The sequence below is a fragment of the Blastomonas sp. 34TW genome, assembly GCF_059803595.1.
The window spans coordinates 51,869-63,407 of sequence record NZ_JAPFGW010000011.1 but is presented as its reverse complement, the minus strand read 5'-3'; the positions used below and the strand labels follow the sequence as shown (position 1 = coordinate 63,407).

12 protein-coding genes are annotated in these 11,539 nt (G+C 65.6%); 7 read left to right on the top strand and 5 right to left on the bottom strand.

What is annotated here, in order from left to right:
* Nucleotides 1-89: 89 nt before the first annotated feature.
* Entirely contained in the window at nucleotides 90-1,190 is a 1,101-nt protein-coding gene (gene hisC, locus OPU69_RS14610; protein ID WP_498511992.1) for a histidinol-phosphate transaminase, read from the top strand.
* Complete coding sequence (locus OPU69_RS14605) at nucleotides 1,187-2,098, top strand: prephenate/arogenate dehydrogenase family protein (RefSeq protein WP_498511990.1); 912 nt, start codon at nucleotides 1,187-1,189, stop codon at nucleotides 2,096-2,098. The genes hisC and OPU69_RS14605 overlap by 4 nt, the downstream gene beginning before the upstream one ends.
* A gap of 162 nt (nucleotides 2,099-2,260) precedes the next feature.
* Here OPU69_RS14605 and OPU69_RS14600 read toward each other — a convergent pair whose 3' ends face one another.
* Nucleotides 2,261-3,694, bottom strand: coding sequence for a M24 family metallopeptidase (locus OPU69_RS14600; RefSeq protein WP_498511988.1), 1,434 nt, complete (start codon nucleotides 3,692-3,694; stop codon nucleotides 2,261-2,263).
* A gap of 34 nt (nucleotides 3,695-3,728) precedes the next feature.
* On the bottom strand, nucleotides 3,729-4,457 hold the full coding sequence (locus tag OPU69_RS14595; RefSeq protein ID WP_286130821.1) for an HAD family hydrolase: 729 nt from the start codon (nucleotides 4,455-4,457) through the stop codon (nucleotides 3,729-3,731).
* A 130-nt stretch (nucleotides 4,458-4,587) separates the two neighbouring features.
* Between OPU69_RS14595 and OPU69_RS14590 the strand changes: the two genes are divergently transcribed.
* From OPU69_RS14590 to ribH, 5 genes are all read left to right on the top strand, one after another.
* Complete coding sequence (locus tag OPU69_RS14590) at nucleotides 4,588-5,700, top strand: ABC transporter permease (protein ID WP_066114761.1); 1,113 nt, start codon at nucleotides 4,588-4,590, stop codon at nucleotides 5,698-5,700.
* Nucleotides 5,697-6,545: an ABC transporter ATP-binding protein gene (locus tag OPU69_RS14585; RefSeq protein ID WP_498511986.1), complete on the top strand. Its 849-nt coding sequence runs from the start codon at nucleotides 5,697-5,699 to the stop codon at nucleotides 6,543-6,545. The genes OPU69_RS14590 and OPU69_RS14585 overlap by 4 nt, the downstream gene beginning before the upstream one ends.
* 67 nt (nucleotides 6,546-6,612) lie before the next feature.
* Nucleotides 6,613-7,560 (top strand): MlaD family protein, encoded by a 948-nt coding sequence (locus OPU69_RS14580; protein ID WP_060978897.1) that lies wholly within the window; start codon nucleotides 6,613-6,615, stop codon nucleotides 7,558-7,560.
* Nucleotides 7,561-7,571: 11 nt separating this feature from the next.
* The gene (locus tag OPU69_RS14575) at nucleotides 7,572-8,165 is read left to right on the top strand and encodes an ABC-type transport auxiliary lipoprotein family protein (protein ID WP_060978898.1); all 594 of its coding nucleotides are present in this window, start codon (nucleotides 7,572-7,574) and stop codon (nucleotides 8,163-8,165) included.
* A gap of 40 nt (nucleotides 8,166-8,205) precedes the next feature.
* Complete coding sequence (gene ribH / locus OPU69_RS14570) at nucleotides 8,206-8,628, top strand: 6,7-dimethyl-8-ribityllumazine synthase (protein ID WP_060978899.1); 423 nt, start codon at nucleotides 8,206-8,208, stop codon at nucleotides 8,626-8,628.
* A 20-nt stretch (nucleotides 8,629-8,648) separates the two neighbouring features.
* Here the strand turns inward: ribH and OPU69_RS14565 are convergent, their stop codons facing one another.
* The 3 genes from OPU69_RS14565 to OPU69_RS14555 all read right to left on the bottom strand — a co-directional run bounded on the left by OPU69_RS14565 (nucleotide 8,649) and on the right by OPU69_RS14555 (nucleotide 11,539).
* Nucleotides 8,649-9,647 (bottom strand): flagellar motor protein MotB, encoded by a 999-nt coding sequence (locus OPU69_RS14565; protein ID WP_060978900.1) that lies wholly within the window; start codon nucleotides 9,645-9,647, stop codon nucleotides 8,649-8,651.
* A 3-nt stretch (nucleotides 9,648-9,650) separates the two neighbouring features.
* Nucleotides 9,651-10,514, bottom strand: a complete 864-nt coding sequence (motA, locus tag OPU69_RS14560; RefSeq protein ID WP_060978901.1) for a flagellar motor stator protein MotA — start codon at nucleotides 10,512-10,514, stop codon at nucleotides 9,651-9,653.
* A 155-nt stretch (nucleotides 10,515-10,669) separates the two neighbouring features.
* A complete protein-coding gene (locus tag OPU69_RS14555; RefSeq protein ID WP_060978902.1) occupies nucleotides 10,670-11,539 on the bottom strand; it encodes a flagellin in 870 nt (289 codons plus the stop codon).

Genomic DNA, 11,539 nt, shown 5'->3' with positions numbered 1-11,539 from the left:
GGTCTGGCCACGCGTCGGGCGAATGTTCCGTGACGGGACGGCGGCTCGCCGCTTTCCCTCTCGTTCGACTCGCGCTATGCGCCCGGCCCATGACCAGCCAGCCCCAGCCCAAATCGTGGATCGCATCCATTCACGCCTATGTTCCCGGCAAGTCGGTCGGCGATGACGGCCGTCCGCTCGTCAAGCTCTCCGCCAACGAGAACCCGCTCGGGACCAGCCCGGCAGCGCTGGAGGCACGCGCGCACGGTGCGGCGCTCGCCCCCTCGCTCTATCCCGATCCGGACAGCACCGCGCTGCGCGAGGCGATCGGCAAGCTGCACGGGCTCGATCCGGCGCGCATCGTGTGCGGGACGGGATCGGACGAGCTGCTCAACCTGGCGGCCCAGGGCTATGCCGGGCAGGGCGATGAGGTCGTCTATGTCCGCTACGGCTTTTCGGTCTACGATATTGCCGCGCGGCGCTGCGGCGCGACGCCGGTAGTTGCGCCAGACAACTTCTATGCCACCGATGTCGATGCGCTGCTCGCCTGCATCACCGATCGCACCCGCGTCGTCTATCTCGCCAACCCCAACAACCCCACCGGTACGCTGACACCCCGTGCGGAGATCGCGCGGCTGCATGCCGGTCTGCCGTCGGATGTGCTGCTGGTGCTCGACCAGGCCTATTCGGAATATCTGGATGCGGACGAGGATGATCACGGGCTCGATCTGGCGCGCGACCATGCCAATGTGCTGGTCACGCGCACCTTCTCCAAGATCTATGGCCTGGCGGGCGAACGCATCGGCTGGGGCTATGGCGCGCCAGGCATCATCGACACGCTGAACAGGATCCGCGGGCCGTTCAACGTAACGCTCACCGGCCAGGCCGCGGCGCTGGCAGCGCTGGCGGACACCCATTTCGTCACCCGCTCGCGCGAGCACAACAGTGTCTGGCGGCAATGGCTGGCGGGCGAACTCGCGCAGCTCGGCAATCATGGCGTGACCGTGGTGCCGAGCCATGCCAATTTCCTGCTCGTGCTGTTCGAGGGCGCGGTGAGCGCGGAAGCGGCGTATGCGGCGCTGATGCAGGCGGGCTATATCGTGCGCTGGCCCAAGGGCCAGGGGCTGGGCCATGCGCTGCGCATCACCATCGGCGAGGAAGCGCATATGCGCGCTATCGCCGCCGTGCTGCGCGATCTGGTGACCGCATGAGCGCGCCGTTTGCGACCATCGCGATCGTCGGGCTCGGCCTGATCGGCTCGTCGATCGCGCGCGCGGTACGCCAGGCGCTGCCCGACACCCGCATCCTGGGCTATGACCGCAGCGCCGATGTCTGCGCGCGGGCCGAGGCGATCGGGCTGTGCGACGGCTATCTCGCCGCATTCGGCTCCGAACTGGCGAGCGCCGAGATGGTCATCCTGTGCGTCCCCGTCGGCGCGATGGCCGCGGCCGCCGCTGCCATGGCCCCGCATCTCTCGCCCGAGACGATCATTAGCGATGTCGGCTCGTGCAAGGCGAGCGTGCTCACTGCTTTGCGCTCGGCGCTGCCCGAGGCCGTGATCGTGCCCGCGCACCCGGTCGCGGGCACCGAGAATAGCGGACCGGAGGCAGGCTTTGCGTCCTTGTTCAAGGGCCGCTGGTGCATCCTGACCCCCGATGACGGCGCCGATGCGGCGGCGTGCGAGCGAGTTGCCGCGTTCTGGCAGGCGCTCGGCGCCAATGTCGAGACGATGGAGGCCGCCCACCATGACCTCGTGCTCGCGGTGACCAGCCATCTGCCGCACCTCATCGCCTATACCATCGTCGGCACCGCCAGCGATCTCGAAGGCGTGACGCAGAGCGAGGTGATTAAATATTCCGCAGGGGGTTTCCGCGATTTCACCCGCATCGCCGCCAGCGACCCGGTGATGTGGCGCGACGTGTTCCTGTCGAACAAGGACGCGGTGCTCGAGATGCTCCAGCGCTTCTCGGAGGACCTCTCGGCACTGCAGCGCGCGATCCGCTGGGACAAGGGCGACGAGCTCGAAGCCCTGTTCACCCGCACCCGCGCGATCCGCCGCTCGATCATCGAACAGGGCCAGGACGATGCCAAGCCCGATTTCGGGCGGACGCATCAATAGGGGCATTTGAATCACGCCCTCTCCCCTTGAGGGGAGAGGGAGGAGCCGCGTAGCGGCGGAGGGAGAGGGGAATGCGCTGCCCAAGCCCCTCTCAACTCCGGCTAGCCAGACAAGCTGGCAAGCCTTCGTATCTCTCCCCTGAAGAGGAGAGAGCTGATCGCCTCACTCCCCCGCATCCGCCACCGGCTCGGTCATGAGCTGTTCCGGCGCGGGCTCGGTTGACTCGGCCGCCGCGTCCGCAGCCCCCCGGATCAGGTGGAACCGGTCCTGCCGCCCGTCGAGATACGCCACCTTTTCGCCATCGAAGAACATGTCCTCCTCGGTGCGGAACGAGACCGCCTTGTCGCCCCATTCGGGCACGTTGTTGGTAACGGCGAGCTCGATCGACCAGGCGGTATTGGCGCGGACGAGATAGCGGCCTGCCGGGCTGCTGTCCTGATTGTCCCAGAAGCCGATCGCCGGGCCTGCACCATGCCCGTGGAAACCGATAGGGTGCGAATAGATGCTCGGCTGATAGCCCGAAGAGATCGCCCTGGCGCGCGCTGCGGCGAGCAGGTCGTTGCCGGTCAGGCCGACGCGGAATTCGCCGGTCAGCATGTCCTGCACCGCATTGGCGGCGGCAAGGCCTGCCTTCAGGCCATCGGGCGCGTCGCTCTCGCCGGGCTTGAGGACATAGGCGAGATGCTGGGTATCGGTGTTGAGCCCGAGATAGGTGATGCCAAAATCGGTCCACAGCATGTCGCCGGGCTGGATGATGGCATCGCCGGTCAGTTCGCCCGCCTCGCTGGCGCGGAAGATGTTGATCGACGGATGGAACCAGGTCTTGAGGCCCAGCGCGCTGATCTTCTCGCGCATCCACCACTGCACATCCTCGGCCGTGGTCTTGCCCGGCGTGATGACCTTGTCGGACAGCGCCTCGGCGATGATCGCGTGCGCCAGGCGAACGATCGAGGGATAGACCTCCATCTCGGCCGGGATACGCGTTTCCAGCCAGCCGATCGCGAGCGGACCGGCGGGCACGATGCGCTCGCGAAATTCGGGGGCCAGCGCGCCGACGAAATCCTCGTACTGGCTGTGGCTCAGGCCATCGGCGAGCGCGGTCTGCGACGAGATGTTGAGCGCGATCTTCTGCGGGTTGCGCTCGGCGACGATCTCGGCGAGGCGCTTCCACTGGTCGGGCTGTTGCTCGGGCACCCAGGCAGGCGCAAACAGCCCGGCCAGGCCGTAGCGGCTCACCGTCATCCGCTCGACCGGCTTGCCTTCGCCCGGATCGAAGAACACCAGGATCGTGCGTCGCCGCGCGTGCATCGAGCGGGCATCGAGCATGGTCGCGACCACCGGGTCCTCGTCATATTCGCGCGCGATCAGCACCCACATATCGACGCCCTGTTCGCGCATCAGCGCAGGCACGACCGTCTCCAGCCGCTGGGCGAGCCAGGCGTCGCGCAGCTTCGCCTGGTCGCGCAGGGGCAGGATGGCGGGATAGTCTGGAGCCTCTGCCTCGGCGGTATTGCCAGGCGCCTGTGCTAATGCAGGAGCGGAAAGGGAGAGGCAGGATGCCAGTGCGGCAGACAGGATCGATGCGGCGGTCTTCATGAGGCTCCCCGGATGTTGCAGGCTTGCCTTCTGCCTAGCCGGTCGCTCCCGGTTGCGCCACCCCGTGCTGCGGGGCGAGCGCGCCGGGCCAGTCGATCTCGGGCCAGCCGCGTTCGCGCGCGACGACGCGCATCGGCATATGCGCATTGGTGACAAATGCCTCGTGCGCCAGTTCGAGCATCGGAATGTCGGAGACATGGTCCGAATAGCAGCGGATAGCGCACTGTGCGGGATCGAGCCCGTGTTCGGCCATCCAGGCGGCGATCATCTCCGCCTTGTGGATGCCGTAGCAATTGTGCCCAGCAATCTTCGGCTGCACGGTGCCGTGCGAGGAGACAAGGTCGGTCGCGATCACGTCGTCGATCCCCAGGCGCCGCGCGATCGCCTCGACATAGAGCCGGTAGGATGCGGTGGCGATGACGATGCGATAGCCCTCGGCGCGATCGGCGGCGATACGCTCGAGCGCGCCGGGGCGGATATTGGTGGCAAAGACATGCTCGGCATGGGCCGCCATGGATTCTGCAGCCGAAGCAACCCGAAGCTCGCCGAGCAGCAGCCTCTGGTTGATCTGCTTGAGCTGGTCGCGGCTGACCAGACGCAGCACATAGCCGATCGCGGCGAGCAGCGAGAGCGGCAGCAGCACCAGCCGCCACGGCGCATGGCGCAACGCCATCCACAGCAGGAAGCGCGCATATGTCGGATGGACGGTAATCGTCCGATCCATATCGTAAAAGGCCAGCCTCTCCCCCACGCCCGCGAGCATTAACGCCAATGCGGCGGGAAACAAGCCGGTGCTTGCCGCGTATGGCCTGCATGATGGCAAAATCCGTTGCGACCAATTGTGCGCCAAGGTGCTTGTGATCGCACCGTTTATCGCACAAGAAGGGCGGTATATGGGTGCCCCGGCCGACTTTGCGATCGAAGAGCGCGGTGAAACCGGCGCGGTGCTGCGCTTTTCCGGCAATCTCGACATCACCACCATTGCCGATCTGGACCGAAGGCTGAAGGCCATCGACCAGCAGGTTTCGCTGATCGATATGGCCGATGCGGGGCATATCGATACCGTCGGCGCCTGGGTCGTCTATCGCCTGGCGCGCGATCACCGTTGCGAGATCGTAAACCTGAGCGAATCGGGCAGCCGCCTGGTCGAGGCGGTGGGCCGATCGGACATCAGCGATATCGAGCCGCCGCATCGGCCCAATGTGTTTGCCCGCGTGCTCGGCAGCGTCGGCGAAGCGACGATGACCGCCTTGGGCTCGATGCTCGGCATGCTCGGCTTTTTCGGCGCGCTGGTGCGCTCGGTGATCTCGCTGATCGCGCATCCGCGCCGCATCCGCTGGGCCGCAACCGTGCGCCATTTCGAGCTGGTCGGCGTGTCGGCGCTCGGCATTGTCGGGCTGATGAGCTTCCTGATCGGCATCGTCATCGCGCAGCAGGGCGCGGTGCAGCTGCGCCAGTTCGGCGCGGAGGTGTTCACGGTCAACCTGGTCGGGCGACTGACCATCCGCGAGCTCGGCGTGCTGATGACCGCAATTATGGTTGCGGGCCGATCGGGCAGCGCCTTTGCCGCGCAGATCGGCACGATGAAGCTTACCGAAGAGGTCGATGCGATGCGCACCATCGGCGTCTCGCCGGTCGAGGCGCTGGTGCTGCCGCGCGTGACCGCTGCGGTGCTGATGATGCCGCTGCTCGGCTTCTATTCGATGATCGTCGCGATGATCGGCGGCGCGTTCCTATGCTGGATCGTGCTCGAGATCCCGCCTGCCACTTTTGTCGTGCGCATCCAGGAAGTGGTGCCGATTACCGATTTCTATGTCGGCATGATCAAGGCGCCGGTCTTCGGCCTGATCATCGCGCTCGCCGGCTGCTATCAGGGCATGCAGGTGCGCGGCAATGCCGAGGAAGTCGGGATGCGCACCACCGCCGCCGTGGTCCAGGCGATCTTCATGGTCATTGTGCTCGACGCGTTCTTCGCGGTCTTCTTTACCGAAGTGGGCTGGGGATGAGCGCGGCGCGGGAAAAGGACTGCGACGTCGCGATCCGCATCACGGGGCTGACCGACAGCTTCGGCGAGCAGGTGGTGCATCAGGACCTGTCGCTCGACGTGCGGCATGGCGAGATTCTGGGCGTGGTCGGCGGGTCGGGTACCGGCAAGTCGGTGCTGATGCGATCGATCATCGGGCTGCAACGTCCCGATGCCGGGCGCATAGAGGTGCTGGGTGAATCGATCCTCGACGGCGAGGAAGAGGATGTCTCGATCCGCAGCCGCTGGGGCGTGCTGTTCCAGGGCGGGGCGCTGTTCTCGACGCTCACCGTCGCCGAGAACGTGATGGTACCGCTCGCCGAATTCTATCCGCATATCTCGCGCAAGCTGCGGCGCGAGATCGCATTGTACAAGATCGCGCTGTCGGGCCTGCCCGAAGATGCGGCGGACAAATATCCGTCCGAGCTTTCGGGCGGGATGAAAAAGCGCGCAGGGCTCGCGCGCGCGCTGGCGCTCGACCCCGACGTGCTGTTCCTCGACGAGCCGACTGCCGGGCTCGACCCGATCGGTGCGGCGCGCTTCGATGCGCTGACCCGCGAGCTGCAGCGGACGCTGGGCCTGACCGTGTTCCTGATCACGCACGATCTCGATACGCTGCACGAGATCTGCGACCGGGTGGCGGTGCTCGCGGACAAGAAGGTGATCGCCATCGGCACCATTCCCGAGCTGCTCGCCACCGATCATCCGTGGATCCAGGAATATTTCAACGGCCCGCGCGGTCGCGCAGCCGCTGTCAGCCATGCCGACGAGGAGCTGAAGCGCAAGCGCCTTCCGGCCAGCAGCAAGAGCCGGGGGTTCCTGCGATGACCATCCGGAACGCCGCCACCGCTTTGGCGGTTTACACCATCAGAACATCAGGGGCATAACCAACGCCATGGAAACACGCGCCAATCATGTCTGGGTGGGGACCGTCACCCTGGTGCTGCTGGCAGGCATTGCCGCCTTTGTCATCTGGCTGGCGGGGCTGGGCGAGACCGATCGCCAGCCCTATGACATCTTCTTCAAGACCTCGGTCGACGGCATCGCCAAGGGATCGGTGGTCGCCTATTCGGGCGTGCCCTCGGGCCAGGTGACCGAGATCGCGCTGTGGGCCAAGGACCCGCAGTTCGTGCGCGTGCGGATAGAGGTCGATGCGCATGTGCCGATCCTCGAAGGCACCACCGCAACCATCCAGGGCGTCGGCTTTACCGGCGTGTCGCAGATCCAGCTCGACGGTGCCAAGCAGGGCGCGCCCGAGATCACCGAGCCGGGACCCGAAGGCGTGCCTGTCATCCCGACCAAGCCCGGCGCGCTCGGCGAACTGCTCAACAATGCGCCGCTGCTGATCGAGCGGCTGGCGACATTGACCGAGCGCTTCACCCAGGTCCTCTCGGACGAAAACCAGAAGTCGATCTCGATCCTGCTCAAGAATTCGGGCCGGCTGACCGGGGAGCTGGCCGACAGCGCGCCCGAATTGCGCGCCGCGCTTGCCGAGCTGCGCGTGACGCTGACCAAGGCGGGGGTCGCCGCCGAGCAACTCGGCATGACCGCGCAATCGACCAAGGAAGTGCTCGACAGCGAAGGCCGCCCGCTGGCGCGGCAGCTCGCCAAGACGCTGGCCGATACCGACAAGGCGCTGGTCAAGCTGACCGAGACGATGGAAGAGGCAAAGCCCGGTCTGCGCCAGTTCTCGACCACCACATTGCCCGAGACCGAGGCGCTGGTGCGCGACCTGCGCGTCACCGCGCGCGCGCTGTCGGCGATCACCGAGAAGATCGATCAGGAAGGCGCAGGCGGACTGCTCAGCGCGCCGCCGCTGCCCGATTACAAGCCGAAGAATTGAGAGGCCCCGCCATGACCGCCACGTTCCGTTCATTGCTGGCCGCCGGGGCTGCCTGCGCCTTGCTCGCCGGTTGCGTCAGCTTCGGTTCCGAAGCGCCGCCGCAGTTGCTGACGCTCACTTCCAGCGCCACGCCGGGGGCGGGATCGATGGCATCCGCCTCGGTGACCGATGCGATCGTCGTCGATACCCCCACGGTCGAGCGCACGCTCGATCAGGTGCGAGTGCCGGTGCAGGTCAGCGACAGTGCCATCGCCTATGTGAAGGACGCGGTCTGGGCGGACAAGCCTGCTCGGCTGTTCCGCACCGTGCTCGCCGAGACGCTGGCGGCGAAGAGCGGGCGGCTGGTGCTCGACCAGGTCGAGACCGGCGCCGAGCGCAGCACGATGCTCTCGGGCCAGCTCCAGCGCTTCGGCTATGATGAGGACAGGCGCGCTGCGATCGTCCGCTTCGATGCGGTGGTGCGCAAGCCGGGCAGCCCGCTTCGCAAGCAGCGCTTCGAGGCGAGCGTCCCGGTTGCGACGGTTGACGCGGTGACGGTCGGTGCGGCATTGAACCAGGCGGCAAACACGGTCGCGGCCGAGGTCGCGACCTGGACCACCGGCTGATCAGCCCCCTTTTTTCGTTTCATCACAGGATATCCGGACCATGGCGCATTTCCTCATCGTAGAGGCACGCTTCTACGACCATCTCAACGATCTGCTGCTCGAGGGCGCGCGCGCCGCGATCAAGGCGGCGGGGCACAGCCATGAAACGCTGACGGTTCCCGGGGCGCTGGAAATCCCGGCCGCCATCGCCATGGCGTCGGAAACGCAGCGTTATGACGGCTTTGTTGCGATCGGCGTGATCATCCGCGGCGAGACCTATCATTTCGAGGTGGTCTCGAACGAAAGCGCGCGCGCGATCATGGCGCTGACGCTCGACGGCCTGCCCATCGGCAATGGCATTCTCACGGTCGAGAACGAGGCTCAGGCACTGACACGGGCCAAGAAGGACGAGAAGGACAAGGGCGGCGACGCTGCCCGCGCCGCCATCGCCATGCTCGAAATCTCGGAAAAGCTGGCCGGTTGATCCCGTGCCCGGCCGCGCCCCTATTTGGAGGGGAGCGGCGCAGGCACCGGGCGTGACGGCATGCCGCCGGGCGCCCTGGCTCCCGGTACGGGGCCTTCACCCTTTGCTGCGTCGGTAAAGGCCAGCGTGATCGAGATGCGGCGGTTGGCCGGATCATTGCGGTCTGCCGGGTTGTACGGCTCCTTGTCCGCCACGCCCTCGATGCGGTGGACCTGGCCAGGATTGATCCCGCCCATCACCAGCGCCCGGCGTGTCGCTTCGGCGCGGCTGGTCGAGAGCATCCAGTTGTTCATCGTCTTGCCAGAGGCATAGGGCAGCGCATCGGTATGCCCGCGGATGATCACCGGGTTGGGCATGCCGTTGATGACCTGCGCCACTTCCTTGAGCAGATCTGCCGCCTTGGGCACCAGCTTGTCGGTCGACAGCGCGAACATGCTGAAATTGGCTTCATCGACCAGATCGATGCGCAGGCCTTCGCGCGTGTCGGTAAAGCGCACATTCTTCATCAGCTTGGCCAGCTGCTCGCTGCCGCCCAGGCGTTCTTCAAGCTGCTTTTTCAGCTTTTCGAACTGTTCGCGCTCGGCCAGCTGCTGCACCTTCTTCATTGCCTCCTTCTGCTCCTGGCTCAAGGTGGCATAGGCACTGTTGCCTGCCTCGTCGGCAGTGCCGGTCGCATCCTGCGGAATGGTGATCGACTGTGTGCCGGTCTGGCCGGCGCGGTTGGGATAATCGTCGCGGCCGACGATAGATTCGCCGCCGAACAGGCCGTTGGAGCCGGCGCTGCCCGATTTCAGTTCGACAATGGTCGGCGCGAAATAGTCGGCAATCGCCTTGCGGTCCTTTTCCTCGGTCGCGCCGAGCAGCCACATCAGCAGGAAGAACGCCATCATTGCCGTCACGAAGTCAGCATAGGCCACCTTCCAGGCGCCGCCATGATGGCCGCCATGGCCTTCCTCGATGATCTTCTTGACGATGATCGGGCGGACATTCTCCACCGGATCGGGCTTGCGCTTGGCCATGGCTTAGCGGCCCCGCATGCCGTCGAACACGTCGGCAAAGGTCGGCTGGTTGGCGTGACCCAGGCTCGAGCGCGCGGCTTCGATCACCAATGGCTGCGGATGGCCGTGGAGCGAGGCGATGATGATCTGCTTGGCGACATGGTACATTGCGCCGTCGGCTTCGATCACCTGCTTGCAGCGATTGGCCAGCGGGCCGACCAGGCCATAGGCCAGGAAGATCCCGAGAAACGTACCGACAAGCGCCGAACCGATCATTTCGCCCAGGATTTCCGGCGGCTTGTCGATCGAGCCCATGGTCTTGACGATCCCGAGAACGGCCGCGACGATCCCGAGCGCGGGCAGCGCGTCCGCGAGGTTCTGCAGGCCGTCGGCGGGGCCGACCGCCTCGTGGTGATGCGTCTTGATCGCCTGATCGACGACATCCTCCACCGCATGCGGATCGAGCTGGCCCGACGAGACGACGACGAGGCGCAGCGAATCGCAGATCAAGTGGATCAGCGTCGTATCCTTGAGCAGCGTGGGATATTCCGAAAAGACCGAGGAGCTCTTGGGGTCCTCGATATGCGGCTCAAGCGCCACCGGGCCTTCGGTGCGCAGCATCTTCATCAGCTTCGACACCAGGAAGATGCAGTCGAGAAAATCCTGCTTCTTGTACTTGGCGCCCTTGAATGCGGTCTTGACGCCGCCGCCGATCGCCTTGATGTGCGCGCCGGAATTGCCGATCAGCATCGAGCCTGCAGCCGCGCCGCCGATGATCATCATTTCCAGCGGCAGGGCGTGCAGAATGACGCCCATGCTGCCCCCGGCGAGGATGAACCCGCCGAACACCATGGCGATCAGGACGACAAAGCCAATTGCTGCGAACATCGCGGTTCCCTTGATCGTGACAATTGCCCACCGGACGGTGACGCAATGCGGGCTGAAAAACCGGCCCGTTCAGATCGTAGAACGGCTTTTGACGATCGTGGTTAAGCGCAAAACAGGGTTAACAGCCTGGGCTTTCGCGTTAACCGAACGCCCCCTCAGCGCAGGAAATCGAGCAGCGACTGCTGCGAGACCTTGGCATAGACCGCCTGGGTGGCCTGCAGGTTGGTCAGCAGCGTCTGGATTCGGGTCAGGGCCTCGGCGACATTCGCATCGACCAGTTCCGATTTGCGCGAGGCCAGCGACAGCTTGCTCTGCTCAAGCTCCTCGCGCGCGGACTCGATCGAGTTCTTCACCACGCCCTGGCGGGTCAGCAGCTGCGTCATGCGGTCGATCGCGCCGTCGAGCGCGGTCAGCTGCGCATTTCTGGCGGCCTGGCCGGTGGCCGTATTGTCGCGGATCGCGGCCGCGGTATCGGTCATGATCTGCTCCAGGCTGCGCGTGGCTCCGCCAGCGCCTCCGTCGACGTCGATATTCGCCTGGACCTCGTCCAGATTGGGCGCAGACACGACGAAGCGGGCATCGCCCATCGGAATGCGGATCACCGGTCCGTTGCCGAACAGCTGCCCGCCGAAATTGTCGCGTTGGCCGAGCGCATCGTTGAAATCGGCGTTGATCCCTTCGACCTCGAGCGCGAGCACTTCGGGGTCGGCCGAGCTGATCGTGCCGGTATTGGCCAGCAGCAGCAGCTCGCGCGTGCGGATGAGCCCGCTGACGATGGTGTTGAGGCTCGCCTCGGCCTGGTTGGCGCGGGTATCGGCGCGGCCCAGATTGTTGACCCAGGCGGCTTCGTCCGACTGGAAGCGCGAGATGTTCGAGGACTCGAGCCAGGCCTTGGGATCGTTCGAGGGGCGCGCGATGCGGCTTTCGCCGCTGACCAGCGCCTGCTGATCGGCGATCTGCTGGCTCAGCCGCACCTGCCGGGTGACATCCTGTGGTGCGCGATAGCGGTTGACGGATTGGACCAT

Coding starts and splice junctions, on each gene's coding strand:
- hisC (WP_498511992.1), top strand. CDS start 90: ATGACCAGCCAGCCCCAGCCCAAATCGTGGATCGCATCCATTCACGCC.
- OPU69_RS14605 (WP_498511990.1), top strand. CDS start 1,187: ATGAGCGCGCCGTTTGCGACCATCGCGATCGTCGGGCTCGGCCTGATC.
- OPU69_RS14600 (WP_498511988.1), bottom strand. CDS start 3,694: ATGAAGACCGCCGCATCGATCCTGTCTGCCGCACTGGCATCCTGCCTC.
- OPU69_RS14595 (WP_286130821.1), bottom strand. CDS start 4,457: ATGCTCGCGGGCGTGGGGGAGAGGCTGGCCTTTTACGATATGGATCGG.
- OPU69_RS14590 (WP_066114761.1), top strand. CDS start 4,588: ATGGGTGCCCCGGCCGACTTTGCGATCGAAGAGCGCGGTGAAACCGGC.
- OPU69_RS14585 (WP_498511986.1), top strand. CDS start 5,697: ATGAGCGCGGCGCGGGAAAAGGACTGCGACGTCGCGATCCGCATCACG.
- OPU69_RS14580 (WP_060978897.1), top strand. CDS start 6,613: ATGGAAACACGCGCCAATCATGTCTGGGTGGGGACCGTCACCCTGGTG.
- OPU69_RS14575 (WP_060978898.1), top strand. CDS start 7,572: ATGACCGCCACGTTCCGTTCATTGCTGGCCGCCGGGGCTGCCTGCGCC.
- ribH (WP_060978899.1), top strand. CDS start 8,206: ATGGCGCATTTCCTCATCGTAGAGGCACGCTTCTACGACCATCTCAAC.
- OPU69_RS14565 (WP_060978900.1), bottom strand. CDS start 9,647: ATGGCCAAGCGCAAGCCCGATCCGGTGGAGAATGTCCGCCCGATCATC.
- motA (WP_060978901.1), bottom strand. CDS start 10,514: ATGTTCGCAGCAATTGGCTTTGTCGTCCTGATCGCCATGGTGTTCGGC.
- OPU69_RS14555 (WP_060978902.1), bottom strand. CDS start 11,539: ATGGTCCAATCCGTCAACCGCTATCGCGCACCACAGGATGTCACCCGG.